Below are 20,114 nucleotides of genomic sequence, written 5' to 3'. Positions count from 1 at the left end.
CAGAAACAAAAAACGGAGCGTATGAACGCTCCGTTTCGGTGACAGTCTCGGCGATTACTTGCCGACCTGTTTTTCCTTGATTTCCGCCAGGGTCTTGCAGTCGACACACATGTCGGCGGTCGGACGGGCTTCCAGACGCTTGACGCCGATCTCGACGCCACAGGACTCGCACCAACCGTATTCTTCGTCTTCGATCAGTTGCAGCGTCTTGTCGATTTTCTTGATGAGCTTGCGCTCACGGTCACGGGCGCGCAGCTCGAGGCTGAACTCTTCTTCCTGACTGGCACGGTCGGCCGGGTCGGGGAAGTTGGCCGCTTCGTCTTTCATGTGATCCACGGTGCGGTCGACTTCCTGCATCAAGTCCTGTTTCCACTTGTTCAGGATCTTGGTGAAGTGCGCGCGCATGGGGGCGCCCATGTACTCTTCGCCAGCTTGCGGGACGTAAGGCTCAAACCCGCTGAGCGACTGATTTTGATTTTGCTTTGCTTGGGTGGGCATGAATGGACCGCCTCTACTCTTGTAATCCACTACGCAGGATTGCTCCATCACCGACACCTGCCGGCCCTGCGGCTGCAAGCGGGCGAACTTACCAGATCAAATCGGGCCGCGCTACTCCCGGTTGTCGAGCCTGCGGCGGCCGGGGCCTGTAAAACGTGATCGGGTTCGCTTCGGTGGGGATGTAAACCTGCTCAATGCTTGATTCTAGTCAAGCCTGGGCCAATCGCAGGAGTCATTTCCTGCAATCCGAGGGCTCAGACCGCTTTGGGTTCGCGCGCGTTCCCGCAGTTGTTCCTGAGTTGGGTAGAATCGGTCCTTTTCCCCTGAAGGAAGGCCAATGGCTCAGCCCTACAGTGCGCGCAGCCGCGCCATCGAACCTTTCCATGTGATGGCGCTGTTGGCCCGCGCCAACGAACTGCAAGCCGCCGGGCATGACGTCATCCACTTGGAGATAGGCGAGCCGGATTTCACCACCGCCGAGCCGATCATCCAGGCCGGCCAGGCGGCGCTGGCGGCGGGCAAGACCCGTTACACTGCGGCCCGTGGCATCCCCGAGCTGCGCGAGGCCATCTCAGGTTTCTACAGGCAGCGCTACGGGGTCGACATCGATCCTCGACGTATCATGATCACGCCGGGCGGCTCTGGCGCGTTGCTACTGGCCAGCGCCTTGCTGGTGGACCCGGGCAAGCATTGGCTGTTGGCCGACCCCGGCTATCCGTGCAACCGTCATTTCTTGCGTTTGGTCGAAGGCGCGGCGCAATTGGTGCCCGTGGGGCCGGATGTGCGCTACCAATTGACGCCAGACCTGGTGAATCGCCATTGGGACCAGGACAGCGTCGGTGCGTTGGTGGCCTCGCCGGCCAATCCGACCGGGACGATTCTCACCCGGGACGAGCTGGCAGGGTTGTCCAAGGCCATCAAGGGCCACAACGGCCATCTGGTGGTGGACGAGATCTATCATGGCCTGACCTACGGCACCGACGCCGCCAGCGTGCTGGAAGTCGACGACGACGCCTTTGTCCTCAATAGTTTTTCCAAGTATTTCGGCATGACCGGCTGGCGGCTTGGCTGGCTGGTGGCCCCGTCGGCAGCCATCGGCGAGCTGGAAAAGCTTGCGCAGAACCTCTACATCAGTGCGCCGAGCATGGCCCAGTATGCTGCCCTGGCCTGTTTCGAGCCCGCCACGATCGAAATCTTCGAGCAGCGGCGGGCCGAGTTCGCGCTGCGCCGCGACTTTCTGCTGCCGGCCTTGCGGGAGCTGGGCTTCGGTATCGCGGTGGAACCGCAGGGGGCGTTTTACCTCTATGCCGATATCAGCGCGTTCGGCGGCGATGCCTTTGCGTTCTGCCAGCACTTTCTGGAAACCGAACACGTGGCCTTCACGCCGGGTCTGGATTTCGGCCGCCATCAGGCCAGCCACCATGTGCGGTTCGCCTACACACAGAGCTTGCCGCGGCTACAGGAAGCGGTGGCGCGAATCGAACGTGGACTGCGGAGCTGGCAAGGCTGATGCGTTTTTCTCCTGCACTGGAAGAGGGGCGTCTGATTCGACGTTACAAGCGTTTTCTCGCAGATATCGAGACCGTTCACGGCGAACTCCTTACTATTCACTGCCCCAACACCGGCTCGATGCTCAATTGCATGGCCGAAGGCGCCCGTGTCTGGTTCAGTCGCTCCAGCGACCCCAAGCGCAAGTTGCCCGGCACCTGGGAAATCGGTGAAACCCCTCAAGGGCGGCTGGCCTGCATCAATACCGCGCGGGCCAACGCTTTGGTCGAAGAAGCCTTGCGCGCCGGAGTCATCACTGAATTGAACGGGTTTACCGGGCTCAAGCGTGAAGTGGCTTATGGCGTGGAAAACAGTCGTATCGATTTTCGCCTGGACTACGCTCAGGGCTCGGCCTGGGTCGAAGTCAAAAGTGTCACGCTGGGTTTCGATGGTACTAATGTGGCCGCGTTTCCCGATGCAGTGACCCTGCGCGGGGCCAAACATTTGAGGGAGCTTGCCTGCCTGGCTCGGGAAGGCGTGCGGGCAGTGCAGCTGTATTGCGTGAACCTGAGCGGCATCGAGGCGGTACGCCCGGCACACGAGATCGACCCGGCGTACGCCGCTGCCTTGCGTGATGCGGTGTCGGCGGGTGTGGAGGTGCTGGCCTACGGGGTTACGTTGACGCCCGAGCAGATGTGGGTGGACCGTGCGTTGCCGGTATTGCTTGAACCGCTACAGCTCGACCCAGATGCCTTGCTCGTCCTCCCGGCTGTCTAGCGCAGCCAGGAACTGACCGGCGCAGGGGCCGGCCACGCATTCACCGCTTTCGATCAGGAACAATGCGCCGTGAGTGGCGCACTGGATCAGGCTGGCGCTGGGGTCGAGAAACTGGTCGGGTTGCCATTCCAGTGGCACGCCACGGTGCGGGCAGCGGTTGAGATAGGCATACACCTGGCCGGCGCGTCGCACGGCCAGCACCTTGCGCCCATCGAGGTCGAAACCGCGACTGCCGTTGTCGGGCACTTCGGCGGCGCTACAAAGAAACTTCATGTGTGTCTCTATATGTCTGTCGGTGTAAATCCCTGTGGGAGCGAGCTTGCTCGCGATGACGGCGGCACATTCAACATCTCAGTGACTGACAGGCCGCTATCGCGAGCAAGCTCGCTCCCACATCGCTCTATGTGGCAAAAGATCGATGCTTGACGGTCAAATGAAAACAATTATCAAATGGCGCCTCCTTCGCAGGTGGCCGAGGATACTTGTCCCGGCCCAGTCCTGCGAAAAACTTCTTTGAGGAAGCTGCCCGATGCGCCTGAACATCCGCGTTGTTGCGCTCTGTGTCGCACTGTTAGTCAACCAGGGGGCCGGCGCGGCTGAATTGCCGCAACGTTGGGTCAGCGCCGGCGGCGCCTTGTCGGAATGGGTCAGTGCGCTGGGGGGCGAGTCGAAGCTGGTGGGCGTCGACACTACTAGCCAGCATCCTGAAGCCTTGCGGGCCCTGCCCAGCATTGGCTATCAGCGACTACTGTCCGCAGAGGGCGTATTGAGCCTGCGTCCGCAGATCCTGGTGGGCACCGAGGAAATGGGGCCGCCACCCGTGCTGGCGCAAATCCGCAGCGCCGGTGTGCAGGTCGAATTGTTCTCGGCCACGCCAGACCTGCCGACCCTGCAGGGCAATTTGCAGCACCTGGGGCAATTGCTGGGGGCCGAGACCGAGGCGACACGGCTGTTCGACCGTTATCAGGAACAGCTCGCCCAGCAACATGCCCGGGTGACCGAGGCCCAGCGCAAACAAAAGGCGCCTGGCGTATTGCTGTTGGTGGGCAGTTCCGGCGGCAAGCCACTGGTCGCAGGCCTGGGCACGGCCGCCGATTGGTTGTTGCAGCAGGCCGGCGGTCACAACTTGGCGACCCACAGCGGCTACAAGTCTTTTTCCGTGGAGACCTTGGCCAGCCTGAATCCTGAAGTGCTGGTCTTTACCGACCGTGCCTTGAGTGGCGAAGAAGCGCGTGCGGCGCTGTTCAGGGAAAACCCGATTCTTTCCTCGACCCGGGCCGCCAGGGATGGGCGCGTCATGGAGCTCGATCCGACGCTGTTGGTGGGCGGGTTGGGCCCGCGGTTGCCGCAAAGCCTGGTGAAACTGACGGCAGGCTTCTATCCGGCTGCGTCGGCCACGGCGCCATGACCTCGTTGGTCAAGCCACGCACCTTGTTCATCGGTCTGGGCCTGCTGTGTCTGCTGGCGACCTGGCTGTCCCTGGCCCTGGGGCCGGTGAGCTTGCCGCTGCTGGACACCTTGCGCGCCGCCTTGCGCCTGTTGGGCTTGCCAGTGACCGCCGATGGCCTGGAGCAAGCCGAACTGATCCTCGGCCAGATCCGTTTGCCGCGCACCCTGCTGGGCTTGGCGGTGGGCGGGGTGTTGGCGTTGTCCGGCGTGGCGATGCAGGGGCTGTTTCGTAATCCCTTGGCCGACCCGGGGCTGGTGGGCGTGTCCAGCGGCGCGGCACTGGGGGCCGCGTTCGCCATCGTTGCTGGCTCGGCACTGGGCGGGTTGCCCGAAGCCTTTGGCCCTTACGTGTTGTCGTTGTGTGCGTTCCTTGGCGGGCTCGGCGTGACGGCGCTGGTCTATCGTCTCGGTCGCCGCAATGGCCAGACCCATGTCGCGACCATGCTCCTGGCCGGCATTGCCCTGACCGCGCTGTCCGGCTCCGCCGTCGGCCTCTTCACCTACTTGGCGGATGACGCGACCCTGCGCACCCTGACGTTCTGGAACCTGGGCAGTCTCAACGGCGCCAGCTACGCGAGGTTGTGGCCGCTGTTGCTGGTCAGCGCCGGCGTGGCGCTCTGGCTGCCACGCCGGGCTCGGCAACTCAATGCGCTGTTGCTGGGCGAGTCCGAGGCTGCCCACCTGGGCGTCAACGTCGAAGCCCTCAAGCGAGAGTTGGTGTTCTGTACGGCCCTGGGGGTTGGCGCGGCGGTGGCGGCGGCGGGCATGATCGGTTTCGTCGGGCTGGTGGTGCCGCATCTGGTGCGTCTGGTGGCCGGCCCCGACCATCGTGTGTTATTGCCCGCTTCAGTGCTGGCGGGGGCAAGCCTGTTGTTGCTCGCCGACTTGGTGGCACGCTTGGCGCTGGCCCCGGCGGAATTGCCGATCGGCATCGTCACGGCCTTCATCGGCGCGCCGTTCTTCCTCTATCTATTGGTACGAGGGCGTGCCTGATGTTGCGCGCACAGAACCTGCACATTCAGCGTGGCCGCAAAACCGTGCTGGCGGACATCGATCTGCTGCTCAATCCCGGCGAAGTACTCGGTGTGCTCGGGCCCAACGGCGCGGGCAAAAGTACCTTGTTGGCGGGCCTGTGTGGCGAATTGCGCCCGAGCCAGGGGCAGGTCTGGCTCGATGAGCGGCCACTGGCCCAATGGCACGGTGCCGAGCGCGCCCGTCGTCTGGCGGTCTTGCCGCAGTCCTCGACCCTGGATTTTGCCTTCCGTGTCGAAGAAGTCGTCGGCATGGGACGCCTGCCGCACCAGAGTGGCCGGCTGCGCGACGAGCAAATCGTCACCGCGGCGCTGCAAGCGGCAGACGCCGCGCATCTGCACGGTCGCAGCTACCTGGCGTTGTCCGGCGGCGAACGCCAACGGGTGCATCTGGCGCGGGTGTTGGCGCAGTTGTGGCCGGGTGAGGCGGGGCAGACCCTGCTGCTGGACGAGCCGACCTCGATGCTCGATCCGCTGCATCAGCACACCATCCTCCAGGCGGTGCGTGAATTCGCCAATCGCGGGGCTGCCGTGCTGGTGATCCTGCATGACCTGAACCTGGCGGCGCGTTACTGTGATCGCCTGTTGCTGCTCGCGTCCGGTCGGCCGGTGGCCCTGGACACGCCCCGGCATGTGCTGCGCCCGGAACCGCTCAAGGCGGTGTTTGGCCTGGACGTGCTGGTGCAAGACCATCCGGAGCGCGGGCATCCATTGATCATTGCCCGATGAGGGCGCCCTGGAGGATACGGACGTGCGCCTGCTCCTGATTCTGGCCTTGAGTGTACTGACAGCGTGCCAGAGCCTTACGCCGCCTCCGCTCGGCGGACGGATTCGTGATCTGCACAACGGCCAGGCCGTGACGCCCCAGACATTGGTCGAACGCCTGGCAAAGGCGCCGCGGGTGGTGGTGGGGGAGCAGCACGACAATCCTGATCACCACGCGCTGCAGCTCTGGCTACTCCAGGCCTTGGCCGGGCAGCGGGCCCAGGGCAGCCTGTTGTTGGAAATGCTCACCCCCTCCCAGCAGCCACGCGTTGATTCGGTCCGCCAGCTACCTGCCTTGCCCAAGGATCTGCCCGGCGCGCTGGCCTGGTCCCCCGGCTGGGATTGGAGTCTGTATGGGCCTGTCGTCGAGTTTGCCCTGGCGCAACGCTATCCGTTGCTGGCCGCCAACCTGGACGCCGCCGAGATTCAGCGTTTCTATCGGCAAGCGCCCGGCTTGATGGGCACTCGCGCCAATGCCGCCACGGTGAAGGAACAGCTGTTGGGACAGATCCGAGAGTCCCACTGTGGTTTGCTGCCGGAGTCGCAAATGCCGCCGATGCTGGCCGTGCAGCAACAGCGTGACCGGCGCATGGCCGAACGCTTGCTGCAAGCGCCGACCCCGGCATTGTTGTTCGTCGGTGCCTGGCATGGGCGAAAAGATCTTGGCGTACCGCTGCATGCTCTGGATCTCGGCGCCAGCGAGGCACCGACCGTCCTGATGTTGGCCGAGGAGGGCCGTGACGTGACCTCCGCCATGGCGGACTACGTGTGGTACACCCCGGCCATGCCACCCCAGGATTATTGTGCGCAAATGCGCGAACAGATTGGACAGTGACGTTTTTGCGGGCAAAAAAAGACCCGGCAAGAGCCGGGTCAAATAACCGTGATTAGCCTGATGAGGAGATATCTGAGAGTCCGAACCAAGGGCTGTTCAAATATCGACCAGTCTCGCGACCGGATGTGGTAATCATAGCGATTCTCATTACCATGTCAAACATTGTTTTTGCGATTTGTCGAAATAACCTCGCGGCCAGGGTTCGCTCTGGAAACGAAAGGGGCATCAGGCTTTGTGGCGCGTCGAAAGGGCGTCCAGCTGTTTGTTCAGGGCTTCCTTGCGTTCGGCGGGGATGTCATTCCAATGCACATCCATCAATGCGCCCTCGATGGCGTACAGCAACACCTTGGACGCCCGGAAGCCGCGTGTGCGCACGGCGCGATAGGCGTCTACCGCCCCGAGCCGGCGTAGATCGGAAGCGCTGTGGATACCCACGGCGTGCAGCCACTGGGCCGATGTCTTGCCCAGATTCTTCAGGTGTTGCAGTTCATCATTCATCGAGCCTCCTTGCGACGGCCGACTGGTGCGGTGGGCAAGCTTCTGAGCAGTGTAGCGGTCAGTAGGAAAAGCGTGATTCTTTGGTGGGATTCGACGCAAAAGCTTCTAATGCATTACGCACGATGAAGTGGGAAGGGGCTGCATTCTCCAGCGCAAGCGGGGGCACTGGAGATCCGTTCGGTCGTGTCAGGTCTGCGCGTTGGCCGGCCCGGTTCAGACAGTGTCAGCGGGTACGGTAGCGCAGCCGGGTGCCGAAATTCATCGACATCAGGATCTCGTCGGCAGACAACTCAGGCGGGAAGTAGGCGCCGGATATTTGCGCATGGGCCAGGCTCGCGCCTTCCAATGACGATTTGCGGAAATCGATGCCGCGTAAATCGGCAGCGCGGAAATACGCATCGGTGAAATCGACGTCGTCCGCGTTCAGCTCCCGCAGATCGAGGCCACGAAAATCGCCGCCGCGCATGTCGACCGTACCTTGGGGGCGCTCCTTGTTGAAGCCGGAAATGTCATCTTTGCGCAGCAGGGCATAGAGCGGGCTGTTGAGAATCTTGGGGTGGCTCATTTCATATCACCTGTTGGTTTTATGACGCCAGTATAGTGCCACTATTTGACGGCCGTGAAGCCGGGCGTCGCTTCACGGCCGAAATAGTGATCTACAGGCCTGGCAGGCGCTGACGGATTTGCGCGACCACGATGTCGAGCGTGCCGCTTTCGTTGGTTTTGACCTGTTTGCTGCAGAGAATTTCCGTCGGGGTCAGGGCTTCGCGGCTGGACTGTTGTGCGGCGATGACCGCCAGATTCGCATCGGAGGGGTCTTGCTGGTCGGCCTGACGCTGCGCCAGGCGGCTTTCGATGACCGCTTGCGGCGCGTCGCAGTCGAGGATCAGGAACGGAGCGCCGGTGGCCTCGGCGACTTTTGCCGCAGCGTCGCGCTGATCGTGCTTGAGGTAGGTGGCATCGATCACTACCGGGAATCCGGCGCGCAGGATCGCCGCGGCGACTTCATGCAGGCGGGTGTAGGTGGCGCTGCTGGCGTCGCTGCTATAGATGCCGGCTTGTGGGTCGTTGGGGACCTGTTGCTGGCCGAACAGGCGCTTGCGCTCCACGTCCGAGCGCAGGCGAATGGCACCCAGTGCCTCGACCAGGCGCATCGCGACATGGCTTTTGCCAACGGCCGAAACACCGTGGGTGATGGCCAGGAAAGGCGAAGGGATGGTGCTGTAGCTTTCGGCCAGGTTGGCGTAGTTGCGGTATTGGCGCAGGGTGGTGGCGCGCTGCACCGGATCGGCTTCGGCCGGCATGCTGAACAGCGCGACTTTGGCCCGGACGAGGGCACGATAGGCTTTATAGAAGTTCAGCAGTTCCAGGCCCTGGTAATCGCCGGTCAGTTCCAGGTACTGGCTGACGAAACGCCGCGCCAGGGACTTGAGACCACGGTCCTCCAAGTCCATCGCCAGGAAGCCGGTGTCGGCGTAGACGTCGGTGAAACGGAACGGTTCGTTGAATTCGATGCAGTCGAAAATCACCACTTTGCCGTCGATCACGGTGGCGTTGCCCAGGTGGATATCGCCGTGGCATTCGCGGATGAAACCTTCGGTCTTGCGCTGGGTGAACAGTGGCTTGAGGCGTTCGAAACTGCTTTCGGCCCAGGCTTGCAGTGCTTCGAGTTGCAACAGGTCGGCCTTGTCGTTGAGGAACGGACGGATCTGTTCGAAGTTTTGCAGCACCGGCGCCATCACGCTTTGCGGAGTGCCGGCGGCGTTGTCGGCCGGCACCTTGGGCGTGGAGAGGTGGAACTGGGCGATCTGCGCGGCCATCTCGTCGATGTGCGCGGTGGTCAGTTCGCCGTTGGCTTGCAGTGTGCTGAGCAATTGGCTCTGGGGGAACTGACGCATCTTCAGGGCGTATTCGATGGCCGGACCGTCTCCACCCAGTTGTGGCGCTTCGACGCTGCCGGTAATCGGCAGCACGTCCAGATACAGGTCTTGGGTCAGGCGCTGGTTCAGGCGCAACTCTTCGCCACAGAAATGCTGGCGAGCCTGGAGGTTGGTGAAATCGAGGAAGCCGAAGTTGACTGGCTTTTTGAATTTGTAGGCGTATGGACCGGTGAGCAATACCCAGGAAATATGGGTTTCGATGACCTGGAACGCTTCGACGGGATGCGGGTAGAGGGCCGGGTTTTGCAGGGCGGCGATCAGGGATTGGCTCACGGGCGGTCCTTCATAGACTGGAAAAATTCAAGGCCGTCATTATGGCCGCAAGCCGCGCTAACGCAAACCGCGTGGCGGGCTCATGTTGAACCGAAGCAAAGTGCGTATAATCCGCCGCCATGACTCGTACCCGATCCCCCCGTACCCCCAAGAAACCACCCGCCAGCCGCTTGCGGCCCTGGCTGGGCTGGGCCCTTAAACTCAGCCTGGTGGGCCTCGTCGTGCTCGCCGGTTTTGCGGTCTATCTCGATGCCGTGGTCCAGGAGAAGTTCTCCGGCAAGCGCTGGACCATCCCGGCCAAGGTCTATGCCCGGCCGTTGGAGCTGTTCGTCGGACAAAAGCTGAGCAAGGACGACTTCCTGACCGAGCTCGATGCCTTGGGCTATCGCCGTGAAAGCGTGGCCAATGGTCCGGGTGCGGCCTCGGTCAATGGCAATACCATCGACCTCAACACCCGTGGCTTCCAGTTCTATGAAGGCATGGAACAGGCACAACCGGTGCGGGTGCGTTTTTCCGGCGACTACGTGGCTGCGCTGACCGGCGCGAACAACGCGAGTCTGTCGGTGGTGCGCCTTGAGCCACTGCTCATTGGTGGCCTGTACCCCAAGAACCTCGAAGATCGGATCCTGATCAAGATCGACCAGGTGCCGCCGTTCCTGCTCGACACGCTGATCGCCGTCGAAGACCGCGACTTCTACCATCACTTCGGCGTCTCGCCCAAGTCGATTGCCCGGGCCATCTGGGTCAACACCTCCTCGGGCCATATGCGCCAGGGCGGCAGTACCCTGACCCAACAGTTGGTCAAGAACTTCTACCTGACCAACGAGCGCAGCCTGACTCGCAAGCTCACCGAAGCCATGATGGCGCTGTTGCTGGAGCTGCACTACGACAAGCAGGAGATTCTGGAGGCGTACCTCAACGAGGTGTTCGTCGGCCAGGACGGTCAACGGGCGGTGCACGGTTTCGGCCTTGCCAGCCAGTTCTTCTTCAGCCAGCCGCTGTCCGAGCTCAAGCTGCATCAGGTGGCGTTGCTGGTGGGCATGGTCAAGGGGCCGTCTTCCTACAACCCGCGGCGTAATCCGGAACGTGCCCTCGAGCGGCGCAACCTGGTGCTCGATCTGCTGCAACAACAAGGTGTGGCGACAGCCGAGCAAGTCGAAGCGGCGAAAAAGATGCCGTTGGGCGTGACCAAGCGTGGCAGCCTGGCAGACAGTTCGTTCCCGGGCTTCATGGACCTGGTCAAGCGTCAACTGCGGGAAGACTACCGCGACGAAGACTTGACCGAAGAAGGCCTGCGCATCTTCACCAGTTTCGACCCGATCCTGCAGATGAAGGCCGAGGCCTCGGTCGAGGACACCTTCAAGCGGCTGGGCGGACGCAAGGGCGCCGACGAAGTCGAAGCGGCCATGGTCGTGACCAACCCGGAAACTGGCGAAGTCCAGGCCATGATCGGCAGCCGCCAGGCCAGCTTCGCCGGCTTCAACCGGGCCCTGGATGCGGTGCGTCCGATTGGCTCGCTGATCAAGCCTGCGGTGTACCTCACCGCGCTGGAGAAACCGAGCCAGTACACGCTGACCAGTTGGTTGTCGGACGAGACGTTCTCGGTCAAGGGCGCTGATGGTCAGGTCTGGAAACCGCAAAACTATGATCGTCGTTCCCACGGCACGGTGTTCCTCTACCAGGGGCTGGCGCATTCCTACAACCTGTCGACGGCTCGCCTCGGGCTGGAAGTCGGTGTGCCGAATGTACTCAAGACCCTGGCGCGCCTGGGGGTAAGTCGCGAATTCCCGGCCTTCCCGTCGATGCTGCTGGGCGCCGGTGGCCTTACACCGATCGAAGTGGCGGCCATGTACCAGACCCTGGCCAATGGCGGTTTCAATACGCCGATGCGCGGGATCCGCAGCGTGCTGACCGCCGATGGTGAGCCGCTCAAGCGTTATCCGTTCCAGATCCAGCAGCGTTTCGACCCGGCCTCCATTTATCTGATCCAGAGCGCGATGCAGCGAGTCATGCGTGAAGGCACCGGCAGTTCGGTTTATAACGTGTTGCCTCGGACCCTGACCCTGGCGGGCAAGACCGGTACCAGTAACGACTCGCGCGACAGCTGGTTCGCCGGTTTCAGCCAGGACCTGCTGGCAGTGGTCTGGCTCGGACGTGATGACAACGGCAAGACCCCGTTCACCGGCGCCACTGGTGCGCTGCAGGTCTGGACCAGTTTCATGCGCAAGGCCGACCCGCTGCCGCTGGACATGCCGCAACCGGACAACATCGTCCAGGCCTGGGTTGATTCGCGTACCGGCCAAGGCTCCGACGCCAATTGCCCGGGCGCCGTACAGATGCCGTATATTCGCGGCAGCGAACCACCACCCGGTGCAGCCTGTGGCGGCACGAATCCTGCCGAATCGGTGATGGATTGGGTCAAGGACTGGATGAATTAAGCAAAGAGGGTTTCAAGTGAACAAGTGGTTGATTCCAGCGGTAACGGCCGTGGCTTTGCTCAGTGGTTGCTCTACCGTACAACGCGGTTCGATTCCGGTCGTTGACTCCGGCACTGCCGTGTCCAACAGCGAGCGGGTCTCGGCCAATGGCGGTTTCCGTCAAACGACGGTGAAACGGCCGGTGCAGGGCCAGGTCCAGGCAATCCCGCAAGGCGACACCGGCGTCGTGGTGATGGTGCCCGGCGGAGGCGCGACGACTTCGGCGCCGATCAGCAGCACGCCGATCACGCCGGGCCCGATCACGCCAGGACCTATCGAAACCTCGCCGATCGATCAGGGCAGCTACAGCATGCCTTCGACGCCGAGCAGCATCCCGTCGGCAAGTTCCGGTGGTTTGTCTGCCGATGAACAACTGGACGGCCCGGTACTGGCTCTGCTGACCACGGCGCAACAGCAACAGGCCGGCGGTGACCTCAACGGTGCGTCCTCCAGCCTGGAGCGTGCCCAGCGTGTGGCGCCACGTGAACCCCAGGTGCTTTATCGCCTGGCCCAGGTGCGCATGGCCCAGGGTGATGCGCCGCAAGCCGAACAACTGGCCCGCCGTGGCCTGACATTATCCAGTGGTCGCCCGGCACTTCAGGCCAGCTTGTGGGAATTGATCGCCCAGGCCCGTGAGAAACAGGGCGATTCCGCTGGCGCGGCGTTGGCTCGTCAGAAGGCCAAGGTTTCGCTCTGATGGATACACGTTTTCCTCAAATCGCCGATCAGTTGCTGTTGATCGAGCGGGAGCTACGGGTCCAGGGCTGGTGGAGCGAGGTATCGCCTTCGGCGCAGGCGCTGGCCAGCGTCGAGCCGTTCGCGGTCGACACCCTGGATTTCGAGCAGTGGCTGCAATGGATTTTCCTGCCCAGGATGAAAGCCATCCTGGAAAACGACCTGCCGCTGCCCAACGCCTCGGGCATCCTTGCCATGGCCGAGATGGTCTATGCCCAGCGGCCAGGGCAGGGCGTCGAGTTGCAGCGGCAGCTGGCGCAATTCGATCGGTTGATCAGCGACGTCGGCTGACCGCCATTACTGGCAGTTCTCCTCGATTTGCTGGCGGGTCTCATCGATCCGCAGGCGCCGCTCTTCATCGGTGAGGCGGCGCATTTCCCCCTCCACGTCTTCGCGCACCCTGGGGTTGTTCTGCAATTGTGCCAGGTTGGTCCGGGCCTGTTCGCAGAACGCCTTGAGCTGGGCTTCCTGTTCGGCAACCTGTTTCCTGACCTGTTGGTCGATGGCCTTCTGGTCGCCAATGACCCCACCAGACGGCGGTGCCGCCGGTTTGGTGGCGGGTGGAGCGGACTTGATCACAGTCGTGGCCTCTGTGCCGTCGGGGGGCTGGGCGCCGAAATGGGTCACGCCCTGGGCGTCGACCCATTTGTAGACCTGGCCGGCCATGCATATCGGGCTCAGGCCAACCAGCAGGCTGGCCGTCAAGAAGATCATTCGCATGCTGTTTCCTTGTCTTGGGTTGCGCAATTGAAGCTAACACAGTTGCCGTTTAAGGGTTTTTTCTTGCGTTCTCATGCGCTTACTTCGAATAAAGCACATAGACGACTTGACTTGAAGGAGGCGAAACAGAAGAATCCAAAGTCCGCTGTAGAGGGACTGCCAGAAGCAGACCCACTCGGCAGATCATGAGGCGCACATCCGCGCCGACCTGTTACACCCGCAACGCGTTACCTCGCGCTGGGTGGGAAAGGCCCGCAACACTTGGGACGATCCCAATACTTGCTCAGTCAGTGCTGACGTAGTCGGCGACCACCGTCGCTCATGCTCTGCCGAGAAGTAAACCTATTAAGACCCGTCCCCTTTTTGTGGGTCGGTATTCTGGCGTTTTAGAGGTGAACAACGTGGAGCTTTTATCTGGCGGTGAGATGCTCGTCCGCTTTTTGCGTGACGAAGGCGTCAAATATATCTACGGGTACCCCGGTGGTGCTCTTCTTCATGTCTATGATGCCCTGTTCAAAGAACCGGAAGTGACCCACATCCTGGTTCGTCACGAGCAGGCGGCCACTCATATGGCTGACGGCTATGCCCGTGCCACCGGCAAGGCCGGCGTGGTACTGGTGACTTCCGGTCCAGGCGCCACGAACGCCATCACCGGTATCGCCACGGCGTACATGGACTCCATCCCGATGGTAATCATCTCCGGTCAGGTGCCCAGCACCATGGTCGGCACCGACGCGTTCCAGGAAACCGACATGATCGGTATTTCCCGGCCGATCGTGAAGCACAGCTTCATGATCAAGCACGCGTCGGAAATCCCGGAAGTCATGAAGAAGGCTTTCTACCTGGCCGAATCCGGTCGTCCGGGTCCAGTCGTGGTCGATGTCCCGAAAGACATGACCAACCCGGCCGAGAAGTTCGAATACATCTTCCCGAAAAAAGCCAAGCTGCGTTCCTACAGCCCGGCGGTCCGTGGTCACTCCGGGCAAATCCGCAAGGCGGCCGAAATGCTGCTGGCGGCCAAGCGCCCTGTGTTGTACTCCGGTGGTGGTGTAATCCTCGGCGGTGGCTCCGCGCCGCTGACCGAGCTGGCGAAAATGCTCAACCTGCCGGTCACCAATACGCTGATGGGCCTGGGCGCGTTCCCGGGTACTGACCGTCAGTTCATCGGTATGCTCGGCATGCACGGCAGCTACACCGCCAACCTGGCGATGCACCACGCCGATGTGATCCTGGCGGTCGGCGCGCGTTTCGACGACCGTGTGATCAATGGCGCGGCTAAATTCTGCCCGAACGCCAAGATCATCCACATCGACATCGACCCGGCTTCCATCTCCAAGACCATCAAGGCAGACGTGCCGATTGTCGGTCCTGTCGAGAGCGTGCTGACCGAAATGGTCGCCATTCTCAAGGAAATCGGCGAGGTTCCGAACAAGGAGTCCGTCGCCAGTTGGTGGAAGCAGGTCGATGAATGGCGCGGCGATCGCGGCCTGTTCCCTTACGACAAGGGCGACGGCAGCGTGATCAAGCCGCAGACCGTGATCGAAACCCTGTGCGAAGTGACCAAGGGCGATGCCTTTGTGACCTCCGACGTGGGCCAGCACCAGATGTTCGCGGCGCAGTACTACAAGTTCGACAAACCCAACCGCTGGATCAACTCCGGTGGCCTGGGCACCATGGGCTTCGGTTTTCCGGCAGCCATGGGCATCAAGTTGAGCTTCCCGGAGGCTGATGTCGCCTGCGTCACGGGCGAGGGCAGCATCCAGATGAACATCCAGGAACTGTCCACCTGCCTGCAATACGGTTTGCCGGTGAAGATCGTGATCCTGAACAACGGTGTGTTGGGGATGGTTCGCCAGTGGCAGGACATGAGCTACGGCAGCCGTCATTCGCACTCGTACATGGAATCGCTGCCTGATTTCGTCAAGCTGGCAGAGGCCTATGGTCACGTTGGCGTGCGCATCACCGAATCGAAGGATTTGAAGTCGAAGATGGAGGAAGCGTTCGCCATGAAGGATCGCCTGGTGGTGATCGATATTGCGGTCGACACCAGCGAGCACGTCTACCCGATGCAGATCAAAGACGGCTCCATGCGCGATATGTGGCTGAGCAAGACGGAGCGTACCTAATCATGCGACACATTATTTCCTTGCTTCTGGAAAACGAACCGGGTGCGCTGTCTCGTGTTGTAGGCCTGTTCTCGCAGCGCAACTACAACATCGAAAGCCTGACCGTGGCGCCAACCGAAGACCCGACCCTGTCGCGTCTGACGCTGACCACCGTGGGGCACGATGAAGTCATCGAGCAGATCACCAAGAACCTGAACAAGCTGATCGAGGTGGTCAAGCTGGTGGACCTGTCGGAAAGCGCTCACATCGAGCGTGAACTGATGCTGGTCAAGGTCAAGGCCACCGGCGCCCAGCGCGCCGAGATCAAGCGTACTACCGATATTTATCGTGGGCAGATCGTCGATGTCAGCGCCAGCGTCTATACCGTTCAGTTGACCGGTACCAGCGACAAGCTCGACAGCTTCATCCAATCGATCGGCACTGCCTCGATTCTGGAAACCGTACGCAGTGGCGTCACCGGGATTGCCCGTGGCGACAAAGTACTGAGCATCTAAACCAAATTAGCGAATGGCCTGAATGGCCGGATATAGGGGAAATTCATGAAAGTTTTCTACGATAAAGACTGCGACCTGTCGATCATCCAGGGCAAGAAAGTCGCCATCATCGGCTACGGTTCCCAAGGTCACGCCCAGGCGTGCAACCTGAAAGATTCCGGCGTTGACGTGACTGTCGGCCTGCGTAAAGGCTCGGCCACCGTTGCCAAGGCCGAGGCCCACGGCCTGAAAGTGACCGACGTGGCTTCCGCAGTTGCCGCAGCCGACCTGGTCATGATCCTGACCCCGGACGAGTTCCAATCTGCCCTGTACAAGAACGAAATCGAGCCGAACATCAAGAAAGGTGCCACCCTGGCCTTCTCCCACGGTTTCGCGATCCACTACAACCAAGTCGTGCCTCGTGCCGACCTCGACGTGATCATGATCGCGCCGAAGGCCCCGGGTCACACCGTGCGTTCCGAGTTCGTGAAAGGCGGCGGTATCCCTGACCTGATCGCGATCTACCAGGACGCGTCCGGCAACGCCAAGAACGTGGCCCTGTCCTACGCTGCTGGTGTGGGTGGCGGTCGTACCGGCATCATCGAAACCACCTTCAAGGACGAGACTGAAACCGACCTGTTCGGCGAGCAAGCCGTTCTGTGTGGCGGTACCGTCGAGCTGGTAAAAGCCGGTTTCGAAACCCTGGTTGAAGCGGGCTACGCGCCAGAAATGGCCTACTTCGAATGCCTGCACGAACTGAAGCTGATCGTTGACCTCATGTACGAAGGCGGTATCGCCAACATGAACTACTCGATCTCCAACAACGCCGAATACGGCGAGTACGTGACCGGTCCGGAAGTCATCAACGCCGAGTCCCGCCAGGCCATGCGCAACGCCCTGAAACGTATTCAGGACGGCGAATACGCCAAGATGTTCATCAGCGAAGGCGCCACCGGCTATCCTTCGATGACCGCCAAGCGTCGCAACAACGCCGCCCACGGTATCGAAATCATCGGCGAGCAACTGCGCTCGATGATGCCGTGGATCGGTGCCAACAAGATCGTCGACAAAGCCAAGAACTAAGTCGCGAACTTGAGTCGAAAAACGCGGCCTTGGCCGCGTTTTTTCGTTTGGGCGATGGCTTCTGGTATAAAGCTGCATCGTTTGCGGTCGAACCGTCGTCCCAGACATCTGTCGAATTTTTCACACCGTTGCAAGGTATTGTCCATGAGCGAACGTCCCGACGAGCCAAACCAGGCTCCTGACGCCGAAAGCCTGTTGCCCATCGATGAGCACATCGAAGAAGGCCATGACGCTGAAGGCCGTAAGGTCCGGCATCGTGGCATCTATCTGCTGCCGAATCTGTTCACCACCGCGAACCTGTTCGCCGGTTTCTATTCCATCATCAGTTCCATGAGTGCCCAGGCTGCCTTGAGCGCCGGCGATAGCGCAGGGGCGAGCCGTTACTTTGCGTTCGCCGCCATTGCGATCTTCGTCGCCATGGTGCTCGATGGCCTGGACGGGCGCGTCGCCCGCATGACCAATACCCAAAGCGCGTTCGGCGCCGAATACGATTCACTGTCCGACATGGTCGCTTTTGGCGTGGCGCCCGCCTTGCTGGCGTTCGGCTGGGCGCTGGGGGACATGGGCAAGGTCGGCTGGATGGTCGCCTTCATTTATGTGGCGGGTGCGGCATTGCGCCTGGCCCGTTTCAACACCCAGGTCGGCAAGGCTGATAAACGTTACTTCATCGGCCTGGCCAGTCCGGCCGCGGCGGGTGTCGTGGCCGGTGTTGTCTGGGCATTCAGCGACTACGGCATCCAGGGGTCGAAAATGTCGTTCCTGGTAGCGCTGCTGGTTGCCGCGGCCGGGATGCTGATGGTCAGCAACATCAAGTACAACAGCTTCAAGGAGCTGGATCTGAAAGGGCGTGTGCCATTCGTTGCGATTCTGGCGGTGGTGCTGGTATTCGCGGTGGTGTTCAGTGATCCGCCGCGTATCCTGCTGCTGGTATTCCTCGCCTATGCCGCTTCGGGCCCGGTGCAATACTTGTTGCGTCTTCGCCGACGCTAAACGTTGCCTTAATGTAATTTCCCCCATACTCCGCAGTCTATTGGTACATCTGCCCTCCAATACTGCGGAGTTGTCATGCTGATCAAGATCCCCAAGTCGTCCGACTGCCGTGAATCGGACGTCACGCCCGAATCCCTCTATCTCTCCCGTCGTCAAATGCTCGGAGCAACCATGGCAGGTCTCGCCGTGAGCAGCTTACCGCGATGGGCCAGCGCTGCCGAAGCGGCGCGTTATGCCGAGGTCGAGCCGGGCAAGGCGCCGTCCTGGTTTGCCGAAAAATTGCCGTCCGTCCAATGGGAGGCGGTCACGGTCAAGAATGAGCCCATCACGCCGTTCAAGGACGCGACCCATTACAACAACTTCTATGAGTTCGGGACCGACAAGGGCGATCCGGCCGCCAATGCCGGCTCCCTGAAGACCGAGCCCTGGAGCGTGGTGGTGGATGGAGAGGTGGGCAAGCCGGGACGCTATGGGTTGGAAGACTTCATGAAGCCTTATCAGCTGGAAGAGCGGATTTATCGACTGCGCTGTGTCGAGGCCTGGTCGATGGTCATTCCGTGGATCGGTTTTCCCATCTCTGCATTGCTCAAGCAGGTCGAGCCGACCTCCAAGGCCAAGTACATCCGCTTCGAAACCCTGCAGGATCCGAAAGTCATGCCGGGGCAGCGTTCTGGTTTCGCCTTGATCGACTGGCCGTATGTGGAGGGCTTGCGATTGGACGAGGCGATGAACCCGTTGGCTATCCTCGCGGTTGGGATGTACGGACGGGAGTTGCCAAACCAGAACGGCGCGCCGCTGCGGTTGGTGGTCCCGTGGAAGTATGGGTTCAAAAGTGTGAAGTCCATCGTGCGCATCAGTCTGGTGAGCGAGCAGCCGAAAACCACGTGGCAGAGCATCGCGTCTGATGAGTACGGCTTTTATGCCAACGTCAATCCAACGGTCGACCACCCGCGCTGGACCCAGGCGCGTGAACGTCGTTTGCCGAGTGGGCTGTTCAGTCCCAATGTGCGCGATACGCTGATGTTCAACGGCTATCAGGATGAAGTCGCTTCTTTATATGCAGGGATGGACCTGAGGAAGGACTACTGATGCGTTTTCCAGTCTGGCGAATTAGCGTCTTCATCGCCGCGGCAGTCTGGCCGTTGCTCTGGCTTTACGAAGCCTTGATGAATTCGTTGGGTCCTGACCCGGGCAAAGTGCTGGTGGATCGGCTCGGGTTGGGGACACTGATCCTGTTGTTGATCACCTTGAGCATGACGCCGTTGCAAAAAATGACGGGGTGGGCGGGGTGGATTGCGGTCAGGCGCCAGTTGGGTTTGTGGTGCTTTGCTTATGTTGTGTTGCATTTAAGCGGGTATGCGGCGTTCATACTGGGATTCGATTGGTCGCAGTTGGGCGTCGAATTGAGCAAGCGGCCTTACATTATTGTCGGGGCGCTTGGGTTTCTCGGCTTGCTGGCGCTGGCAGTCACATCCAATCGTTACAGCCAGCGGCGACTTGGCGTGCGCTGGAAGAAGTTGCATCGCCTGGTGTATCTGATCCTGGGGCTTGGATTGCTGCATATGCTGTGGATCGTGCGGGCAGATCTGAAGGAGTGGTCGATATACGCCTTTATTGGGGTCGTACTGTTGATGCTGAGAGTCCCGCCGGTTATGCGTCGAATCCCGCGTTTGCTGGGCAGGAAAGTGCCTTCTGCAACAAAAGCGTAATTAGGGGGTTGACGGCAGATTCTGGACGTCTATAATTCGCCCCACTTCCGGCGCAGTCGAAACGGAAAACTCCTTGAGATTCAATGAGTTAAGTAAGTTTCGAAGGGGTTTGGCTTCAGTTCATCGAAGCCTGGAAGGAGCAGATAGGGCAGTGTTATTTGGCTCCATCGGCGGTTCGATCTTCTCGGTCGAAAGCGGTGAAAAAGAGGTGTTGACAGCAGCGAGTAACGCTGTAGAATTCGCCTCC

Annotated in this window: 21 protein-coding genes; 15 read left to right on the top strand and 6 right to left on the bottom strand. The window is 61.1% G+C overall.

Annotated features, from left to right (window positions below):
- Positions 1-54: 54 nt before the first annotated feature.
- Positions 55-498: an RNA polymerase-binding protein DksA gene (gene dksA / locus AC3A5O_RS24395; RefSeq protein WP_047229844.1), complete on the bottom strand. Its 444-nt coding sequence runs from the start codon at positions 496-498 to the stop codon at positions 55-57.
- Positions 499-835: 337 nt separating this feature from the next.
- Between dksA and AC3A5O_RS24390 the strand changes: the two genes are divergently transcribed.
- Both AC3A5O_RS24390 and sfsA read left to right on the top strand, forming a co-directional pair.
- Entirely contained in the window at positions 836-2,008 is a 1,173-nt protein-coding gene (locus AC3A5O_RS24390) for a pyridoxal phosphate-dependent aminotransferase (protein ID WP_305468519.1), read from the top strand.
- Positions 2,008-2,763, top strand: a complete 756-nt coding sequence (gene sfsA / locus AC3A5O_RS24385) for a DNA/RNA nuclease SfsA (protein WP_122564902.1) — start codon at positions 2,008-2,010, stop codon at positions 2,761-2,763. The genes AC3A5O_RS24390 and sfsA overlap by 1 nt, the downstream gene beginning before the upstream one ends.
- On the opposite strand, the gene AC3A5O_RS24380 is transcribed toward sfsA, so the two are convergent.
- Positions 2,719-3,036, bottom strand: coding sequence for a Rieske (2Fe-2S) protein (locus AC3A5O_RS24380; protein WP_122564901.1), 318 nt, complete (start codon positions 3,034-3,036; stop codon positions 2,719-2,721). The two genes, sfsA and AC3A5O_RS24380, sit on opposite strands and share 45 nt — an antisense overlap.
- A 256-nt stretch (positions 3,037-3,292) precedes the next feature.
- Between AC3A5O_RS24380 and AC3A5O_RS24375 the strand changes: the two genes are divergently transcribed.
- Genes AC3A5O_RS24375 through AC3A5O_RS24360 form a run of 4 tightly spaced genes read left to right on the top strand, consistent with a single transcriptional unit; the run spans position 3,293 to position 6,843 of the window.
- Positions 3,293-4,171 carry a heme/hemin ABC transporter substrate-binding protein gene (locus AC3A5O_RS24375; RefSeq protein WP_487753843.1) on the top strand — a complete coding sequence of 293 codons (879 nt, stop codon included), beginning with the start codon at positions 3,293-3,295 and terminating at the stop codon, positions 4,169-4,171.
- A 50-nt stretch (positions 4,172-4,221) separates the two neighbouring features.
- On the top strand, positions 4,222-5,205 hold the full coding sequence (locus AC3A5O_RS24370) for a FecCD family ABC transporter permease (protein WP_163006678.1): 984 nt from the start codon (positions 4,222-4,224) through the stop codon (positions 5,203-5,205).
- Positions 5,205-5,972 (top strand): heme ABC transporter ATP-binding protein, encoded by a 768-nt coding sequence (locus AC3A5O_RS24365; protein WP_122564898.1) that lies wholly within the window; start codon positions 5,205-5,207, stop codon positions 5,970-5,972. The genes AC3A5O_RS24370 and AC3A5O_RS24365 overlap by 1 nt, the downstream gene beginning before the upstream one ends.
- A gap of 22 nt (positions 5,973-5,994) precedes the next feature.
- The gene (locus AC3A5O_RS24360) at positions 5,995-6,843 is read left to right on the top strand and encodes a ChaN family lipoprotein (RefSeq protein ID WP_354339592.1); all 849 of its coding nucleotides are present in this window, start codon (positions 5,995-5,997) and stop codon (positions 6,841-6,843) included.
- 225 nt (positions 6,844-7,068) lie between these two features.
- Here the strand turns inward: AC3A5O_RS24360 and AC3A5O_RS24355 are convergent, their stop codons facing one another.
- The 3 genes from AC3A5O_RS24355 to AC3A5O_RS24345 form a co-directional block, all read right to left on the bottom strand.
- The gene (locus AC3A5O_RS24355) at positions 7,069-7,341 is read right to left on the bottom strand and encodes a TfoX/Sxy family protein (RefSeq protein WP_053125275.1); all 273 of its coding nucleotides are present in this window, start codon (positions 7,339-7,341) and stop codon (positions 7,069-7,071) included.
- Between the two features lie 223 nt (positions 7,342-7,564).
- Entirely contained in the window at positions 7,565-7,906 is a 342-nt protein-coding gene (locus tag AC3A5O_RS24350; RefSeq protein ID WP_122564896.1) for a pentapeptide repeat-containing protein, read from the bottom strand.
- A 91-nt stretch (positions 7,907-7,997) separates the two neighbouring features.
- Positions 7,998-9,554: a bifunctional aminoglycoside phosphotransferase/ATP-binding protein gene (locus AC3A5O_RS24345; RefSeq protein WP_122564895.1), complete on the bottom strand. Its 1,557-nt coding sequence runs from the start codon at positions 9,552-9,554 to the stop codon at positions 7,998-8,000.
- 119 nt (positions 9,555-9,673) lie between these two features.
- Between AC3A5O_RS24345 and mrcB the strand changes: the two genes are divergently transcribed.
- From mrcB to AC3A5O_RS24330, 3 genes are read left to right on the top strand one after another with little or no spacing between them, the layout of a single operon-like run.
- A complete protein-coding gene (mrcB, locus tag AC3A5O_RS24340) occupies positions 9,674-11,992 on the top strand; it encodes a penicillin-binding protein 1B (protein WP_060740602.1) in 2,319 nt (772 codons plus the stop codon).
- A gap of 16 nt (positions 11,993-12,008) precedes the next feature.
- Complete coding sequence (locus AC3A5O_RS24335; protein WP_122564894.1) at positions 12,009-12,728, top strand: tetratricopeptide repeat protein; 720 nt, start codon at positions 12,009-12,011, stop codon at positions 12,726-12,728.
- Positions 12,728-13,057 (top strand): YqcC family protein, encoded by a 330-nt coding sequence (locus tag AC3A5O_RS24330; RefSeq protein ID WP_487753842.1) that lies wholly within the window; start codon positions 12,728-12,730, stop codon positions 13,055-13,057. The genes AC3A5O_RS24335 and AC3A5O_RS24330 overlap by 1 nt, the downstream gene beginning before the upstream one ends.
- Before the next feature lie 6 nt (positions 13,058-13,063).
- Here the strand turns inward: AC3A5O_RS24330 and AC3A5O_RS24325 are convergent, their stop codons facing one another.
- A complete protein-coding gene (locus AC3A5O_RS24325; protein ID WP_305468514.1) occupies positions 13,064-13,486 on the bottom strand; it encodes a DUF4124 domain-containing protein in 423 nt (140 codons plus the stop codon).
- Positions 13,487-13,887: 401 nt separating this feature from the next.
- Between AC3A5O_RS24325 and AC3A5O_RS24320 the strand changes: the two genes are divergently transcribed.
- From AC3A5O_RS24320 to msrQ, 6 genes are all read left to right on the top strand, one after another.
- Positions 13,888-15,612, top strand: coding sequence for an acetolactate synthase 3 large subunit (locus AC3A5O_RS24320; RefSeq protein WP_122564963.1), 1,725 nt, complete (start codon positions 13,888-13,890; stop codon positions 15,610-15,612).
- A 2-nt stretch (positions 15,613-15,614) separates the two neighbouring features.
- The gene (gene ilvN / locus AC3A5O_RS24315; RefSeq protein WP_003176102.1) at positions 15,615-16,106 is read left to right on the top strand and encodes an acetolactate synthase small subunit; all 492 of its coding nucleotides are present in this window, start codon (positions 15,615-15,617) and stop codon (positions 16,104-16,106) included.
- A 45-nt stretch (positions 16,107-16,151) separates the two neighbouring features.
- A complete protein-coding gene (gene ilvC, locus AC3A5O_RS24310) occupies positions 16,152-17,168 on the top strand; it encodes a ketol-acid reductoisomerase (protein ID WP_003185459.1) in 1,017 nt (338 codons plus the stop codon).
- Positions 17,169-17,312: 144 nt separating this feature from the next.
- Positions 17,313-18,158: a CDP-diacylglycerol--serine O-phosphatidyltransferase gene (gene pssA, locus AC3A5O_RS24305; protein WP_053125264.1), complete on the top strand. Its 846-nt coding sequence runs from the start codon at positions 17,313-17,315 to the stop codon at positions 18,156-18,158.
- Between the two features lie 75 nt (positions 18,159-18,233).
- Positions 18,234-19,247, top strand: coding sequence for a protein-methionine-sulfoxide reductase catalytic subunit MsrP (msrP, locus tag AC3A5O_RS24300; protein ID WP_092333698.1), 1,014 nt, complete (start codon positions 18,234-18,236; stop codon positions 19,245-19,247).
- A complete protein-coding gene (msrQ, locus tag AC3A5O_RS24295) occupies positions 19,247-19,867 on the top strand; it encodes a protein-methionine-sulfoxide reductase heme-binding subunit MsrQ (RefSeq protein WP_122564890.1) in 621 nt (206 codons plus the stop codon). The genes msrP and msrQ overlap by 1 nt, the downstream gene beginning before the upstream one ends.
- Positions 19,868-20,114 lie beyond the last annotated feature (247 nt).

It is taken from the genome of Pseudomonas sp. Soil_N_39 (assembly GCF_057655955.1).
The sequence above is the reverse complement of the archived record's forward strand: the minus strand, read 5'-3'. Positions and strand labels throughout refer to the sequence as shown.